Below are 16,957 nucleotides of genomic sequence, written 5' to 3' on the forward strand. Positions count from 1 at the left end.
AAATGAGTGATGTTTTCATATAGTGAGGTTAAAAGGATAAGAGAGTTTAAATGTAGAGATTGAATTGTTAGGGAGGAGACTAGCATGTCTATACTATCGAAAAATATAGAGCTATTTAAAGAAAAAGGAAAGGCATTAGATCGAAATAGTATAAAAGCAGAATTAGATTGGATATGCGAAAAGCTAGAAAAGAACATAGAACGTTTTGGGACTAGTTACCCATCTGCCTGTGCAACAAATGGAAAATATAGAATAAAGGAAAATGATGATTGGACGAATGGATTTTGGACAGGGATGCTATGGATTGCCTATGAATATTCGAAAAAAGATATTTTTAAATCAATAGCACTAAAAAACATTGAAAGTTTTAAAGATAGACTAGATAAAAATTTTGTTGTAGATCATCATGACCTAGGATTTTTATATAGTTTATCAGTTGTTGCTGGTTATAAGGTGACATCAGATGGATCTTTTACTCCAATTATTATTCAAGCTGCCGATAAACTAATAAGTCGTTTTCATGACAAAGGGAATTTTATTCAGGCTTGGGGAAAACTTGATGATCCTGATGAGTACCGTTTGATTATTGACTCATTATTAAACCTGCCTTTATTGTTTATGGCAACGAAATTGACAGGTGACCAATGTTATAAACATATAGCAGAACAACATTTTCAACAAGTAACGAAAACTATTATAAGAGAAGACGCGTCCACGTATCATACATTTTATTTTGACCCTGTTACAGGAGAAGCTTCATATGGGGCTACCCACCAAGGATATACTAATTCTTCTTGTTGGGCACGTGGGCAAGCATGGGCCGTGCTAGGTTTACCTATGGGGTTTAATTATATGCTTAATCATGTTGATCGAAAACAATATGAAAAAATCACCAATTATTTTATTAGTAAATTATCAAATGGTTTGGTTCCCTATTGGGATCTTACTTTTACAGATGAGGATAATCAGCCGTTAGATAGTTCTGCAATGGCAATTGCCGCATGTGGTTTGCTTGAAGCTCAAGCAAGTAATATGTATGAGGGATCTGCATCCATTGCTCGCGGAATGATTCAAGCACTTAGGGAACAGTGCACGATAAAAAATGATGAGCATAATGAAGGAATCTTACTACATGGTGTTTATGCATATGCAGAAGGAAAAGGAATTGATGAACCTAATTTATGGGGGGATTATTTTTACTTTGAGGCGTTGTATCGTATGTTTAACCCAACGTGGGCAACATATTGGTAAGTATATAAATGTTAATAAAGTAAGGTATCATCATTTGAAATAATGGAGGATAAACTATGAAATCATTTGAAATTGGGAAAGATTTTATGCTAGATGGTGAGCCTATAAAGATTATATCAGGTGCTCTTCACTATTTCAGGATTGTTCCAGAATATTGGGATCATAGTCTTTATAACTTGAAGGCACTAGGGTGTAATACAGTAGAGACGTATGTTCCGTGGAATATACACGAACCAAAAGAAGGGGTATTTAATTTTGAAGGTATGGCAGACCTTGTGAAATATGTACAATTGGCTCAAAAATATGGATTAATGGTTATTTTACGTCCTACTCCATATATTTGTGCAGAATGGGAATTCGGTGGATTACCTGCTTGGTTACTAAAATATAAAAATATACGAGTTCGAAGTAATACTAACTTGTTTCTAAATAAAGTGGAAAACTTTTATAAAGTTCTTCTACCAATGGTAACCCCATTACAAGTAGAGAATGGTGGACCTATTATTATGATGCAAGTAGAAAATGAATATGGTTCATTTGGAAATGACAAAGAGTATGTAAGAAATATAAAAAAAATAATGAGAGATTTAGGTGTAACGGTTCCACTTTTCACTTCAGATGGTGCATGGCAAGAGGCTTTAGAATCAGGGAGCCTGATTGATGACGATGTTTTAGTAACGGGTAATTTCGGTTCACGCTCTAATGAAAATTTAAATGAGCTTGAAAGTTTCATTAAAAAAAATAAAAAAGAATGGCCATTAATGTGTATGGAATTTTGGGATGGCTGGTTTAACCGATGGGGTATGGAAATTATTCGACGTGATGGCAGTGAATTAGCAGAAGAAGTCAAGGAACTATTGAAAAGGGCTAGTATTAACTTCTACATGTTTCAAGGTGGTACTAATTTTGGATTTATGAATGGTTGTTCATCGAGGGGAAATGTGGATTTACCACAAATTACTTCATATGATTATGATGCATTGCTAACAGAATGGGGAGAACCAACGCCAAAATATTATGCTGTTCAGAAAGCTATTAAAGAAGTTTGCCCAGATAGAGAACAATTGGAACCGCGTATTTTACCACGTGCAAATTATGGGGATATTAAATTGAATCGTAAGGTATCACTGTTTTCAACGTTAGAGAAAATAGCGAAGAAGAGAGACAATTCTTATACATTAACAATGGAAGATATTGATCAGCAGTATGGGTATATTTTATATCGAACATTTTTAAAAGGACCAAAAAATATAGAAAAATGTAAGGTAATAGATGCTAGAGATCGTGTTCATTTGTTCCTTAATGAACAATTAGTAGACACCCAATATAGGGATGAGATTGGTAGAGAGGTATCGTTAGATTTAACTAAGGAAGAAAATACGCTGGATATTTTAGTAGAAAATATGGGACGTGTTAATTATGGGGCACGGTTGTTGTCTTCTACGCAACGAAAAGGTATCTCCTCAGGTGTAATGATTGATATACATTTACAATCAAACTGGGAACATTATGCATTAGAATTTGATAATCTTGATGAGATTGATTTCAACGGTCAATGGGAACCTAATACACCTAGTTTTTATGAGTACTCATTTAATGTACAAGAATTAAAAGATACATTTTTAGACTGTAGTAAGTTTGGAAAAGGATTTGTTGTTTTAAATGGGTTTAATTTAGGAAAGTATTGGGATGTAGGTCCAACGGGTTATTTATATATCCCCGCTCCGTTATTAATAAAGGGAGAAAACAAGTTGATTGTCTTTGAAACGGAAGGGAATTATGAGGAAGAACTTTATTTAAGAGAAAATCCAATTTATTTAGATATAAAATAAGCATTTCTAGTATTTTGTTAGATATTTTTTAGCGTTATAATGGGCAGCTTTGATGAAGGAATTAGGTAAAGCGTACAGTTTAAAAAACAATGTAGATTATTACGTTTTTAGCTGATTCATAGGCTTATTTTTCATAATATACAAACTTTTCAAAGGGGTATTATTTGAAATGAAATCTTTAAACAGGGAATAAATGTATCGTTTATTACTAAAGTGATAAAGGAGAACGGTTTCATGAAAAGGATAATATTATGTATATTTGTTTTAAGTTTTGTTATGGAGTCCTTCAGTTTAAATGCAGTCGCAGAAACAGAAGAAAGTGCTAAAATGATATCAAATTGGAAAAAGATACTTGTTGGTGAACCTTTTACAAATGAAGATGAAATTTTAAAAAACATCGTTTTGGATAAAGAAAAGGATTTACAAGATAATGTGTTAAGCAATCTAAACAAAGATGACGATAATTCTTTTTTATTTAAGAATCTTCAAGACTGGAAGCAGAATTCCGCACAAATCACAGAAACAGTGAAAAATATCGAGAAAATGGCGGTACTTTATCAGACACCTAATTCGATATACTATCAACAAAATACATTACAAAAAAACATTATGTACGCAATAAAATACTTCAATGACCAAATGTATAATGAAGAAATCAAAAATACATATGGAAATTGGTGGGATTGGGAGATTGGAACACCGCAGTCATTTAATAATATTTTGATATTAATGTGTGATGATTTAACTGAGGTGGAGCTAAGCAAGTATATAATGGCAGTTGATCGTTTTGTACCGGATCCAACCAAAAGGTTAAATGGAATTAAAGAAACTGGAGCTAATTTACTAGATAAAAGTTTCATAGTCATGGTGAGAGGTGTTCTGAACAATAATAGTGATAAAATTCAACTAGGAATAGATGCGACAAATGATGTTTATAAAATAGTTCAAAATGGTGATGGATTTTATAAAGATGGATCATTTATACAGCACACATATAATCCGTATACTGGTGGGTATGGGGAAGTGTTACTTGCGAGAAGTGCTGATATTCATGAATTGTTTAGTGGAACAGACAGATTGACGAATGTACAAGGAATTAAAAAACTTTATACGTATATTGAAACTACCTATTTACCAGTTATGAAACAAGGTGAAATATTTGACATGACGCGTGGCCGAGGCATGTCTAGACAAATTTCCTCCTCTAGTATTGTAGGGAGAAATATGCTTTATGAAATACTTGTAATTAGTTCACAAAATCAAGACTTATCATATCGAGGAAAATATGCCCGTTATGTAAAAGAAGCTATATTTCAACATAACAGTCAGGAAAGTTATTATAATGGGTTATCCATTCATAAAACACAAACATTTCAACGTTTAATGAGTGATAGTTCAATTAAACCAGATTTTGGTGTGAGAGATACAAATAATATGTTAAGCACGATGAATCAGATGACCCATCAAAAGAAAGACTTTGCAGCTGGATTGAGTTTATTTGGTAAACAAATCAGTTCTTTTGAATATGGGAATGGGGAAAATATGAAGGGATTTTACATGGGAACAGGGATGTTGTATTTGTATAACAATGATATCGGCCAATACGATAATGACTATTGGGCAACTATAGATATGACAAGACTTCCTGGCACAACAACAGATCATAAATTAGGCAATTTAATTGATTGGAAAAATTATAATAACCCTAAGTCGTGGTCAGGAGGCGTTTCGGATGGACAGATTGGTTCAGCTAGCATGTATTACACCATGCAAAATGTTACTGGAAGTTCATTAGAAGCAAAAAAATCTTGGTTCTTTCTTAAAGATAAAATTGTAGCAATGGCTGCAGGAATTAATTCAAAAGAGAATGCTGATACAGAGACAATAGTTGAGAATAGAAGATTAGAAAAAGATGGTTCAAATCTTCTGGAAGTGGAGGGTACAGAAGTAGCTCTTGATCAGGGTACCCTATTTAAGGGAGCTTCTTGGGCCCACCTTAAAGGAAAAAACAATCAGTCTGATATTGGTTATGTGTTCCCTCAATCTGAAAATATATATGCTGAAAAGAAAGAGCGAAGTGGAAAGTGGTCTGATGTAAATAAAGGGGGATCGAGCGATCAGGTAAGTAACATATTCGCAACATTATCAATACCTCATGGAAAGTCCCCGTCAGGTGGAGAATATGTATATGTAATTCTTCCTGGTAAGAATCAAGAAGATACATCTACTTACGCAAAAGAAATAGACGTATCGATACTTTCTAATACACCAACGCAGCAAGTGATTTTTGATGATGCTGATGATATATGGATGGGGAATTTTTTTGAGATAGGGAAGGTGAATGAAGTAGAGGCTAAAACTAGGGGGGCAATTGCAATAAGCTATGAAGGTAGTGGCGTAAAAGTAGTGGTGGCTGATCCAATGAAAGAGCAAGCTAAAGTAATCTTTACTATACCTAAAAAAATAGGTTACAAGGTAGCAGAAAAGGACGATGAGATAACTGTTAAGGAAGATGCAAACTCTTGGATAATAGAAATGGATAGTTCGGATAAAAGTGGGAAAAGCTCTCAAGTGTATTTTGAACAGTAAAGGTTATAAATTATATTTTGATGTGTAGATTGTGTAATGGCATCCATCTAAAACATAAATAAAAGTCAAGAGCTATTTTGATAGCCTTGACTTTTATTTATGTCTGCAAAATACGTAGCTTGTTTTGGATTTTTAAAAATTTATTCTTATAATCATTAAACATGTAGTTCGGAACTTTTATGAAGAAATTTTTGTACCTTAACAAAATTTATTTCATTTTCTTAGGTGGCCTGTGAAATAATTTCTTGTTTCCCAAGTAATAACTTCAAACTTGATAAAGAAATGGATTGAAAATCATCTTTCGACATACGTTTTCGGTAGTGCGTAGGTGTTTCCTTAGTCACCTTTTTAAATATGCGACTAAAGGCTGCTAAACTATGAAAACCCACCTGATAAGATATATTTTCTACCGATTCATTAGTCATTGAAAGTAAATACGCTGCGTGATTAATACGCATCCTTATAATCCAGTCCTTCATGCTCATCCCAAAATGATTTTGAAATACCCGAGAAAGATGGCTTCGATTGACCGCGAGGTGATTGGCTACATCACTTACGGTAATCTCCTCTATATAGTGTTCTCCAATATATATCATTGCTTCAATTGCGAGTCGTGAAACCTTTTGCTTTACTCCTGTTGAGATTGAACCACCATCTGTAAGGATTAATCTTAAAAAACGATAGGTTAGCTCATTTAACTTTAATTCATCTTCTAATGTACTGTAGGAGCAATTCATACACTCCAAGATAATCTCCAAATATTGTTGAATATTAGTTGAGGTAACAGTATAGTTATCACCTTTTAAATTTGAAAAGTTAATAATTTCTTCTGCAACCTTCCCACCAAATGAAAGCCATGCATACAACCATGGTTCCTCAGCGTCCGAACGATAAAAGGTAGACTCTCCTGGAGGAATAAGAAAAAGATCACCTTTCTTTAATGAATATTTTTTATCTTTTACATAGTACTTTCCTTTTCCATCCAACACGACATGAATAATATAGCTGTTACGTACAGCAGGACCAAATGCATGAAAAGGTAGTGTTTTTGAAAAACCACAAAAATCAAAATAAAGTTCGCTCGAGAAGTGATGGTGTTCTTTTTTTATAAATACTGCTTGTTCCATGTGTCTCTCCCTTCTTCGAGATTACTATAACCAATATGCCATTTGAAGAAAGAAATGCAACAAAAGGTTAAATTAAGGTCACAAAAGGATATAAAACAGAAAACGCTTTCTTGTTAAACTATACATGAAAAAGAAAATCATAGGAAGATTAATGTAATTTGTAATTTTATATACATAAAATCGAAAACGTTTTCTTTCGTTATTAAAACTAAGAGGACGGGAATTTTACCAACTCAGTTGAATATGGACAATGGAAAAATGGCACTCGAAATGAAGCTGTGACATTATTAATTCGTCCATTACTCGATAAAATTGCTGGAGCTTTATCACAAACTGAATCGTTGGGTTTGTAGCTGTTACTTCTGGGATGACTGGTAATGCTACAGCAGCAGATATTACTGCTCATGGTGCTTCAACATCCCATCTTTATGCGTTTTATCTTCCAGCAGTACTCATGATTTTTCCGCTATTTTTTGCATGGAAGGTTATATTGACAGAGAAAACGCATGTATAAATTGTCAAAGAACTAGAAGTGAAGCTAATCCATCATGAGCAAGCAATGGAAGATGTTAATTCTAGTGCTGCACTGGCTCATTTTCATTCTAAATAAAGGAGGGTGATATCTGAAATGAATATTACAACAAAAGATTTCGGTGCTGGCTATACGAGTATTACTATTACCAATCTGTACGGCCTGCAATTGACAGTTTCAGACCTAGGAGCTCGTATTACGAGTTTAAAGGTACCGACAACGAATGGCTTACGTGAGCTTATACTTGGTTTTGATACGGCAAAGGAATATCTAGAAAAAGATTTATATATTGGTGCCTCAATCGGACGTGTAGCTGGACGAATTCGAAATGGAACTTTTCAAATAGATGGGGAAATCTATAGAGTACAAGTTGATGAGAAAACCGGGAACACTTTACATGGCGGTACTCCAGGATTTGAAAGTAAAAAGTGGCAATATTGTGTCGTCGAGAATAATGATGAGACCTCAGTGATATTTCATATGTTGAGCCCCCATGGTGAAAATGGTTTTCCAGGGAACCTTGATATTGAGATACGTTATACCTTGACTAACACTAATGTTTGGAAAGTAGAAACTAGAGCGACAAGTGACAAAGATACCTTATTCAATCCAACAAATCATGTGTACTTCAATTTAACTGGTGATGTAGCACAATCCGTAAATGAACATAAATTGTGGGTGGATAGTGATAGATTTGCACCATTAGATTTGGAAAGTGTTCCAATTGGTGTGAAGTTGCCTGTAGAAGGGACTGCATTTGATTTTAGAAAGCCAGTTAAACTCAAAGAAACTTTCAGTAGTAATTTTGTTCAAAAAGAATTAGTGGATGGAATTGATCATCCATTCTTCTTGAATCGACCTGAACTATCACATAGTTCAGTGAAACTCACTAGCCCGGATGAAGTGGTTTCTATTGAAATAGCTACAAAAGAGCCCAGTGTCGTCATCTTTACAGCAAATTTTGGTGAGAATACTCCACTCATGCATGGTAAGCAACTTGCAAACCATGGCGGAATTACTTTTGAAACACAGGTTTGTCCAGGTGCTGAACAGTTTTCTGATTTTGGGGATATGGTTCTTAGGGCGGATTCAACTCATCAAACGGTAACAGAATTTCATATTATTTGAGGGTATAATTTTTAATAGTTTCTTTAAATATGAAACATGTATAGAAGGATTAGATACTGCAATCGGAACTTATTTAAAATACGATGTTGTGTCTAGAAATGATGTTGAACGGTTAGAAGTGGTCGAATGAATAAGCGGATGGCTCCTATATTTAAAACGAATGCAAAAGGGAGGTTTATATTTATGGAAAAGAAACGTGGGCTAACTTTAAAATTTGCTGAGATATTTGGAAATCTAGAAACAAATCAATATTTTTCTCCAGGACGTATCAACTTAATCGGGGAACATACAGACTACAATGGTGGTTATGTATTCCCAGCTTCTATTACATATGGGACTTATGGAGTGGCCAGGCGTCGTGAGGATGATAGAGTATTAGTTTATTCAACGAACTTTGAGGAACTTGGAGTGATTAGTTTTACTGTGAATGAATTAAATTACGATAAAAACGATAATTGGGCGAATTATGTAAAAGGAGTTATTTTAACGCTGAAAGAAGCAGGGTATAAAATAGACTCTGGTTTTGAATTATTAGTTGAAGGGACGATTCCAAATGGAGCGGGTCTTTCGAGTAGTGCTTCACTTGAATTACTTGTAGGCGTAGTATTAGAAGACCTGTTCAACTTAAATGTGACGCGACTTGAATTAGTGAAAATGGGTAAAAAAGTTGAGAATGAATTTATTGGTGTGAACTCTGGCATCATGGATCAGTTTGCCATTGGATTTGGTGAAGAAGACAAAGCAATTCTTCTAGATACTAATACGTTAGAGTATGAAATGGTACCAGTGGTTTTGAATGACTATGCTATTGTAATTATGAATACGAATAAGCGCCGAGAACTAGTAGATTCAAAATATAATGAACGCCGTGCTGAATGTGAAGAAGCACTCGCATGTTTCCAAACAAAGTTAGAAATTAGGGCACTTGGAGAACTAAGCAAAGCAGAATTTGATGCAAATCAAAATCTTATTGGGAATGAAATCTTAATGAAACGCGCCAAGCATGCAGTTTATGAAAATGAGCGTACAAAAAAAGCAAAAGAAGCTCTTACTGCAAATGATTTAGAAGAATTCGGAAATCTATTGAACGCTTCTCATGCATCTTTAAGAGATGATTATGAAGTTACTGGGCTGGAATTAGATACATTGGTAGCCACTGCACAAAAACAAGAGGGTGTACTTGGGGCACGTATGACTGGGGCTGGGTTTGGTGGATGCGCTATTGCATTAGTAAAAGAAAGTAAAATCCATGCTTTTAAAAACAATGTTTATGAGGAATATCTTAAAGTTGTAGGATATGCGCCTGTCTTTTATGTAGCACACATTGGTAGTGGAACTACAGCAATCGGATAATGAATGGGGTGAAAAAGATGGAAACAAACCAAGCAATTTATGATTTTACTACACTTGCAATTGATAATGGAGCCATTGAAGAAAGTGACCGAATTTATACGCACAATCAACTATTACGTTTGATTGGCGAATCGGACATGGGTGAGATTAATAGCGTAGTCGAAATGGACCGACATGTTCTGTTAAATACACTTATAGATAAAGCGATAAAAAATCTAAAAATCTCTAAAAATCAAGTTAATTGTGAAATGTTTGAAGCGCTTTTAATGGATGTGATTACGCCACTTCCATCTAAGGTTAATGCGAATTTTCAGAAGGCATATCGTAAAACTCCTAAACAAGCAACGGATTATTTCTTTGAACTTAGTAAACGAAATGATTACATAAAGACACGTGCGATTGAAAAAAATATTCAATATGTAGCAAAATCAAAATATGGCGAACTGGAGATTAATATAAATTTATCCAAACCAGAGAAAGACCCCAAAGAGATCATGGCAGCTAGAAATACACCGAAGGGTAATTATCCAAAATGTTTACTTTGTATTGAAAATGAAGGATATTTCGGCCGCTTGAACCATCCGGGTAGAAGCAATCACCGAATCATTAATATTGAGCTAGATGGAGAAGAGTGGGGGTTTCAATATTCACCATATGCCTACTTTAACGAACACTCCATCGTACTATCTAAAAAGCATCGTCCAATGAAAATTTCTCGTGAGGCATTTTCTCGTTTGTTTAGTTTTGTAGAAATAATGCCACACTACTTTATTGGTTCAAATGCGGATTTACCTATTGTAGGAGGGTCTATTTTAAGTCATGACCATTATCAAGCTGGACGCCATAACTTTCCAATGGCAAAGGCTAACATTCTTAAAACATTTGAATTACCTGCCTATCCAAATACTTCTTGTGGTATCGTCAACTGGCCAATGAGTGTGATTCGTCTTTCTTCCCTAAATAAAGAAGAACTAATTAATGCCAGCACCTATATCCATGAAAGTTGGAAGAACTATTCAGATGAATCCTTACAAATTCGTGCGCAATCAAAAAATGGTACAAAACATCATACAATTACACCAATTGTACGGCGACGTAAAGAAAAGTACGAAATTGACCTTGTACTTCGTGATAATAATGTGAGTGAGGAATACCCTGATGGAATTTTTCATCCACATCCAGATGTACAACATATTAAAAAAGAAAATATAGGACTTATTGAAGTTATGGGCTTAGCAATTCTCCCCCCGCGTTTGATTGTGGAGCTTTATGAAGTGGAGCTGTATTTGTTAGATAAGGGGGGAAATGTTCCTAAAATTCATCAAAAATGGGCAGATGGATTAAAAGCCCAGGGGGGATATACAGAAGAGAACATTAAAAGATTTCTTCAAATTGAAGTTGCAAAGAAATTTGAACGCGTCTTAGAAGATGCTGGTGTTTATAAGGTGAATAAAGAGGGGAGAGCAGGGTTTGATTGCTTTATTAAAGAATTACAAAGTATAAATCGATAGGTGATGACTAGGTATCAGTATTTGTTTTAAGTCGTGCAAGATATTACCGTGCTACTGTATAACAATGAATCTAAGGATAAAATTAGTGGTTTTAATTGATGAGTTTATAGAGGTAATGCCACACAACTATCAACATAGTATATTGAAGTTTTGTTTTTTCATAAACGTTTATTGACATAACGATTTTATGTTGATAGAATTCAATTCATAAAATATAAAAAATTTAATAGATTTTGAATCAGATGAAAATTAAATCTGATTTCTCTTATCCAGAGAGGTGGAGGGACTGTGCCCTATGAAACCCAGCAACCATCAACTTTTACATTGAAATGGTGCTAATTCCTGCAAAGCAAATGCTTTGAGAGATGAGAGAAAGGGATAGTATCGATATATGTATACAAACCTTTCTGCTCATTCTAAGGGCAGAAAGGTTTTTTTGTTGTTCGACTGTGAGTGAAGACTATTCTGAAGGGAAATAGAGCGATTTATCCCGCTTTAATGGGCAGTAAGACCCCCACCTCCAAATTCAGCGAAAGCAAAGAAGTTAGGTGGGGGTCGGGCTGCCCATAAAAGTCCGATTGGTGAGGGCTAATAATCAGTGGGGGATGAAGAAAATCCTCACTGATTAAAGTTTCACTTTATACAGTCCGTGTGCAGGAGGAATAACGATGTGAAAATCAATGAACCAATTTGTGCATGTCCTAGTGTTGTTCTAATAAAATGGATTATTGAGTTGTTACAGCGTGAATTAATAAATAAATACATAAAAGAAGAAGGGTGTTTACAACATGAAAAAACTATTACTATCAGGACTTATTACAACGGCAATTTTTGGTTTAACTGCTTGTGGAGGAAAAAGTGAAGATAAGCTTGTTGTTGGTGCTTCTAATGTACCTCATGCAGTTATTTTGGAAAAAGCAAAACCATTACTTGAGAAAAAAGGTGTGGAACTAGAAATTAAAAAATTCCAAGACTACGTATTACCAAATAAATCATTGGCAAATAAAGAATTAGATGCAAACTATTTCCAAGGTATTCCATACCTAGAGAAAGAAATGAAAGACAAAAAATATGATTTTGAAGTAGCTGGAAAAATACATATTGAACCAATCGGCTTATATTCTCAAAAATATAAAAATCTAAAAGAGCTTCCAGATGGTGCAACAATTATTATGAGTAATGCAATTACTGATCATGGACGTGGTTTAGCGATTTTACAAAAAGAAGGTATTTTAAAAATTAAAGATGGTATAGATCCTGTAAAAGCAACCGTAAAAGATATTGCGGAAAATCCAAAAAATTTGAAATTCAAAACAGACATTGAGCCTGGTTTATTAACACAAATGTATAAAAATAAAGAAGGTGATGCTATTTTAATTAATGCTAACTATGCAATTGATGCAAAATTAAATCCAAGAAAAGATGCAATTGCGATTGAAGGTAAGGATTCTCCGTATGTAAACGTAGTTGCAGTTCGTAAAGGTGACAAAGATAAGAAAGAAATTAAAGCACTTGTAGAAGTATTGCATTCGAAAGAAATTGAAGATTTTATTAATAAGGAATATAACGGTGCTGTTATTCCTGTAAAAGAATAACTTTGAAAACTAAGGAATTGAGCTTTTTACAACTACGTATTTTATAACTGGTGAAAATTAATTATTATATTAAGGGCTACTAAGGTAGCCCTTTTTATTTGCAACGAAAATTTGTCAGGGAATATACATTAATGGAGAATTTAGTTGAAGAATATAGCACAAAAGTGATTAAACATTTTACTTTATTAAATTTTGATGTAGAATGTATTGTTTTTTGAAAAAAAGAAAGGGTATTATGATAATTGACACTGAGAAGCTAATAAATTGTTAAGAATAAGCATAGAGCGGAAATATACTCATATGGGGTATCATACATAGATAATTAGTGCTATAATTGGTATACTCGTAAAAGCAATTGTTTTATTGGATGAAGAGAAACTTTAAGAAGGTGATAATATGGATCATAAAGAGCATGAAGCAGTAACACATAGATCAGAAAAAGAAAAAGAACAAATTATAAATAGATTAAAGAGAATTGAAGGACAAGTCCGCGGTATTCAAAATATGATTGAAAATGATCGTTATTGCGTGGATATTTTAGTGCAAATTTCAGCGATTAATGCAGCGATGAAAAAAGTAGGAATGGGCGTATTAAAAAATCATACAAGTCATTGCGTTTCAGGTGCTATTAAAGATGGTAATGGTGACGAAGCAATTGAAGAATTAATGACAGTATTTGAACGTTTTTCAAAAGCGTAAAAACAAGCTAGTATGTGACTGGCTTGTTTTTTTGTTTACTTTTATATAGGATTTCGAGGTATTCGTGTGAAAAAGTGTGTGTAAAATAAACTTTTAGAAAATAATTGAAAAATCATGATACAAAACCATTGATTACCTTAGGGGGGTATGGTAAAATGTAATTGTGATTAACAAACAACGAAGAAACAAGAGGAGGATTTTAAATGGAACAGTTAACATTACAAGTTGAAGGTATGTCTTGTGGACATTGTGTAAATTCAATTGAAAGCAGCGTGAAAGAACTAAACGGTGTTGAGCAAGTGAAAGTTCAATTAGCAGAAGGAACTGTTGAAGTTACTATCAACTCATCAGTTGTAACGTTAAAAGATATCGTTGCAGTAATTGAAGATCAAGGATACGATGTTCAATAATTATTTTTAGATATGGAAATAAATCGTACTTTATAGGAAGTACGATTTATTTTGTTAATAATTATACCTTATGAGGGTATATAGAGGTGAGAGACATGAATGAACAAAAAGAGGCCAATCTTCAAATATCAGGAATGACATGTGCGGCATGTGCGAATAGAATTGAAAAAGGTCTGAAAAAAGTAGAAGGTGTTCATGATGCAAATGTAAATTTTGCACTTGAAAAAACAAAAATAATGTATGATCCCCAAAAAACAAATCCGCAACAATTTAAGCAAAAAGTTGAATCGTTAGGATATGGAATTGTCAGCGATAAAGCTGAGTTTACTGTTTCAGGGATGACATGCGCAGCATGTGCCAATAGAGTAGAAAAGCGTTTAAATAAGTTAGAAGGTGTGAACGGAGCAACAGTGAATTTCGCTTTAGAATCAGCTACAGTAGATTTTAATCCTGATGAAATTAATGTAAATGAGATGAAGAGTGCAATTACGAAATTAGGATATAAATTAGAAGTGAAATCAGATGAGCAAAATGGATCAACTGATCATCGCTTACAAGAAATTGAGCGACAAAAGAAGAAATTTATCATTTCGTTTATTTTATCATTTCCATTATTGTGGGCAATGGTAAGTCATTTCTCATTTACATCGTTTATTTATTTACCTGATATGCTTATGAATCCTTGGGTGCAGCTAGCTCTTGCAACTCCAGTTCAGTTTATCATTGGTGGGCAGTTTTATGTTGGGGCTTATAAAGCGTTACGTAATAAAAGCGCTAATATGGATGTTCTCGTGGCACTTGGAACGTCTGCAGCGTATTTCTACAGTGTGTATTTAAGTATTAGGTCGATTGGTTCTTCGGAACATATGACAGACTTGTATTTTGAAACGAGTGCAGTACTTATTACATTAATTATTTTAGGTAAATTATTTGAGGCGAAAGCAAAAGGACGCTCGTCAGAAGCAATTAAAAAATTAATGGGATTACAGGCGAAAACCGCTACTGTTGTACGAGATGAAACAGAAATAAAAATTTTAATTGAAGAAGTGGTAGCTGGTGATATCGTTTATGTGAAACCAGGGGAAAAAATCCCGGTAGATGGGGAAATTGTAGAAGGAAAGTCAGCAATTGATGAATCGATGTTAACAGGAGAGAGTATCCCGGTTGATAAAACAATTGGGGATGTAGTAATCGGTTCTACAATAAATAAAAATGGCTTTTTAAAAGTGAAAGCAACTAAGGTAGGAAGAGATACTGCATTAGCTCAAATTATTAAAGTAGTAGAAGAGGCTCAAGGTTCAAAAGCTCCTATTCAAAGGGTAGCAGATCAAATTTCAGGTATTTTCGTACCGGTTGTAGTTGTGATTGCTATTATCACATTTGCAGTGTGGATGCTATTTGTTACACCTGGTGATTTTGGCGGAGCACTTGAGAAAATGATAGCCGTACTTGTTATCGCTTGTCCGTGTGCATTAGGTCTTGCAACGCCTACGTCTATTATGGCGGGATCAGGAAGATCGGCTGAGTATGGCATTTTATTTAAAGGCGGGGAGCATTTAGAAGCAACCCACCGATTAGATACAGTTATTCTAGATAAAACAGGTACTGTGACAAATGGGAAGCCGGTGTTAACAGATGTAATTGTAGCAGATGGATTCCATGAAGAAGAAATACTACGTTTAGTAGGTGCGGCAGAAAAAAATTCTGAACACCCACTTGCAGAAGCGATTGTAGAAGGAATTAAAGAAAAGAAAATTGATATCCCAAGTTCAGCAACGTTTGAAGCAATTCCAGGATTCGGTATTGAATCAGTTGCAGAAGGGAAACAATTATTAATTGGTACACGTCGATTAATGAAGAAATTTGATATTGATATTGAAGAAGTTTCTAAATCGATGGAAGCGCTAGAACGAGAAGGAAAAACAGCGATGCTTATTGCGATCAATAAAGAATATGCTGGTATAGTTGCCGTTGCGGATACTGTAAAAGATACTTCAAAAGCAGCTATCGCAAGACTTAAGAAAATGGGTCTAGACGTTGTTATGATTACAGGAGATAATACACAAACTGCTCAGGCAATCGCTAAGCAAGTTGGTATTGATCACGTAATTGCAGAAGTATTACCAGAAGGAAAAGCTGAAGAAGTAAAAAAACTGCAAGCGCAAGGTAAGAAAGTAGCAATGGTTGGAGATGGAATAAATGATGCTCCTGCACTGGCTACGGCGGATATCGGTATGGCAATTGGAACAGGTACGGATGTAGCGATGGAAGCGGCAGACATTACGTTAATCCGTGGTGATTTAAATAGTATTGCTGATGCAATCTTTATGAGCAAGATGACGATAAGAAATATTAAGCAAAATTTATTCTGGGCACTAGCTTATAATGGGTTAGGAATCCCGATTGCAGCGTTCGGTTTCTTAGCACCTTGGGTTGCTGGAGCTGCGATGGCATTTAGTTCTGTATCCGTTGTATTAAATGCATTACGACTACAAAGAGTGAAATTAAAAAAATAAAAATCTATAGAGTAATTGCATATGCTTTTAAACAAAAAACAATACTTTGAAATAAGTATTGTTTTTTGTTTATATAGAAAGAAAAAAGATATAATAAAGCAGAAATATTGAATACTAGATGGTAGAAAAGTTAAATGATAGTTTCGTAAGGAGGTAATAACAGTAAATAAGAATCTATAAAAAACTATCAAAATTTACAATTACAGGTTTTATATTTTACAGAATTCAACATATAATATTTTCAGGTGATGAAAAGGAGGGGAAAGGGTGAAAACAACACGTACTTGTAAAATCAATTCTATTACAAAAGAACAAACGGAAGATTTAATTACTTTGATCCGTACGTTCGAAAGTGCAAAACGATATAGTTTTAATCGTTTGATTGAGGGCGAAAACGAGAAAGAATTGATAAAA

The 16,957-nt window shown here is 34.3% G+C and carries 12 protein-coding genes, 1 pseudogene and 1 riboswitch; of the genes and pseudogenes, 12 read left to right on the top strand and 1 reads right to left on the bottom strand.

Translation table 11 applies throughout. From position 1 onward, the window contains the following. Positions 1-84: 84 nt before the first annotated feature. From MR115_RS22965 to MR115_RS22975, 3 genes are all read left to right on the top strand, one after another. Positions 85-1,251: a glycoside hydrolase family 88 protein gene (locus MR115_RS22965; protein WP_242242905.1), complete on the top strand. Its 1,167-nt coding sequence runs from the start codon at positions 85-87 to the stop codon at positions 1,249-1,251. Between the two features lie 56 nt (positions 1,252-1,307). Further along, a complete protein-coding gene (locus MR115_RS22970) occupies positions 1,308-3,083 on the top strand; it encodes a glycoside hydrolase family 35 protein (protein WP_242242906.1) in 1,776 nt (591 codons plus the stop codon). 234 nt (positions 3,084-3,317) lie between these two features. Continuing rightward, on the top strand, positions 3,318-5,672 hold the full coding sequence (locus MR115_RS22975; protein ID WP_242242907.1) for a polysaccharide lyase 8 family protein: 2,355 nt from the start codon (positions 3,318-3,320) through the stop codon (positions 5,670-5,672). A gap of 221 nt (positions 5,673-5,893) precedes the next feature. Here the strand turns inward: MR115_RS22975 and MR115_RS22980 are convergent, their stop codons facing one another. Continuing rightward, complete coding sequence (locus tag MR115_RS22980) at positions 5,894-6,799, bottom strand: AraC family transcriptional regulator (RefSeq protein WP_242242908.1); 906 nt, start codon at positions 6,797-6,799, stop codon at positions 5,894-5,896. Between the two features lie 367 nt (positions 6,800-7,166). Here MR115_RS22980 and MR115_RS22985 point away from each other — a divergent pair, with 367 nt between their 5' ends. The 9 genes and pseudogenes from MR115_RS22985 to MR115_RS23025 form a co-directional block, all read left to right on the top strand. Further along, positions 7,167-7,313: a hypothetical protein gene (locus tag MR115_RS22985; RefSeq protein ID WP_242242909.1), complete on the top strand. Its 147-nt coding sequence runs from the start codon at positions 7,167-7,169 to the stop codon at positions 7,311-7,313. A gap of 114 nt (positions 7,314-7,427) precedes the next feature. Then, a complete protein-coding gene (locus MR115_RS22990) occupies positions 7,428-8,459 on the top strand; it encodes a galactose-1-epimerase (RefSeq protein ID WP_097816784.1) in 1,032 nt (343 codons plus the stop codon). A 183-nt stretch (positions 8,460-8,642) separates the two neighbouring features. Beyond that, positions 8,643-9,812 (top strand): galactokinase, encoded by a 1,170-nt coding sequence (locus MR115_RS22995; RefSeq protein ID WP_242242910.1) that lies wholly within the window; start codon positions 8,643-8,645, stop codon positions 9,810-9,812. A 17-nt stretch (positions 9,813-9,829) separates the two neighbouring features. Beyond that, positions 9,830-11,323 (top strand): UDP-glucose--hexose-1-phosphate uridylyltransferase, encoded by a 1,494-nt coding sequence (gene galT, locus MR115_RS23000; protein WP_242242911.1) that lies wholly within the window; start codon positions 9,830-9,832, stop codon positions 11,321-11,323. Positions 11,324-11,585: 262 nt separating this feature from the next. Continuing rightward, positions 11,586-11,695, top strand: a riboswitch (SAM riboswitch). A gap of 416 nt (positions 11,696-12,111) precedes the next feature. Further along, entirely contained in the window at positions 12,112-12,918 is an 807-nt protein-coding gene (gene metQ / locus MR115_RS23005) for a methionine ABC transporter substrate-binding lipoprotein MetQ (RefSeq protein ID WP_071721449.1), read from the top strand. Positions 12,919-13,314: 396 nt separating this feature from the next. Then, entirely contained in the window at positions 13,315-13,617 is a 303-nt protein-coding gene (locus tag MR115_RS23010) for a metal-sensing transcriptional repressor (protein ID WP_000349636.1), read from the top strand. A gap of 203 nt (positions 13,618-13,820) precedes the next feature. Continuing rightward, positions 13,821-14,027 carry a copper chaperone CopZ gene (copZ, locus tag MR115_RS23015; protein WP_016135194.1) on the top strand — a complete coding sequence of 69 codons (207 nt, stop codon included), beginning with the start codon at positions 13,821-13,823 and terminating at the stop codon, positions 14,025-14,027. A gap of 95 nt (positions 14,028-14,122) precedes the next feature. Then, complete coding sequence (locus MR115_RS23020; RefSeq protein WP_242242912.1) at positions 14,123-16,543, top strand: heavy metal translocating P-type ATPase; 2,421 nt, start codon at positions 14,123-14,125, stop codon at positions 16,541-16,543. 267 nt (positions 16,544-16,810) lie between these two features. Continuing rightward, positions 16,811-16,957 (top strand): annotated as a pseudogene (locus tag MR115_RS23025) (transposase); the annotation flags it as partial.

It is taken from the genome of Bacillus cereus group sp. BfR-BA-01309 (assembly GCF_022664315.1).
Lineage (GTDB): Bacteria > Bacillota > Bacilli > Bacillales > Bacillaceae_G > Bacillus_A > Bacillus_A mobilis.

What these genes read in the sequence shown, in the direction of transcription:
- MR115_RS22965 (WP_242242905.1), top strand. Translation starts at nt 85, where the DNA reads ATGTCTATACTATCGAAAAATATAGAGCTATTTAAAGAAAAAGGAAAG.
- MR115_RS22970 (WP_242242906.1), top strand. Translation starts at nt 1,308, where the DNA reads ATGAAATCATTTGAAATTGGGAAAGATTTTATGCTAGATGGTGAGCCT.
- MR115_RS22975 (WP_242242907.1), top strand. Translation starts at nt 3,318, where the DNA reads ATGAAAAGGATAATATTATGTATATTTGTTTTAAGTTTTGTTATGGAG.
- MR115_RS22980 (WP_242242908.1), bottom strand. Translation starts at nt 6,799, where the DNA reads ATGGAACAAGCAGTATTTATAAAAAAAGAACACCATCACTTCTCGAGC.
- MR115_RS22985 (WP_242242909.1), top strand. Translation starts at nt 7,167, where the DNA reads ATGACTGGTAATGCTACAGCAGCAGATATTACTGCTCATGGTGCTTCA.
- MR115_RS22990 (WP_097816784.1), top strand. Translation starts at nt 7,428, where the DNA reads ATGAATATTACAACAAAAGATTTCGGTGCTGGCTATACGAGTATTACT.
- MR115_RS22995 (WP_242242910.1), top strand. Translation starts at nt 8,643, where the DNA reads ATGGAAAAGAAACGTGGGCTAACTTTAAAATTTGCTGAGATATTTGGA.
- galT (WP_242242911.1), top strand. Translation starts at nt 9,830, where the DNA reads ATGGAAACAAACCAAGCAATTTATGATTTTACTACACTTGCAATTGAT.
- metQ (WP_071721449.1), top strand. Translation starts at nt 12,112, where the DNA reads ATGAAAAAACTATTACTATCAGGACTTATTACAACGGCAATTTTTGGT.
- MR115_RS23010 (WP_000349636.1), top strand. Translation starts at nt 13,315, where the DNA reads ATGGATCATAAAGAGCATGAAGCAGTAACACATAGATCAGAAAAAGAA.
- copZ (WP_016135194.1), top strand. Translation starts at nt 13,821, where the DNA reads ATGGAACAGTTAACATTACAAGTTGAAGGTATGTCTTGTGGACATTGT.
- MR115_RS23020 (WP_242242912.1), top strand. Translation starts at nt 14,123, where the DNA reads ATGAATGAACAAAAAGAGGCCAATCTTCAAATATCAGGAATGACATGT.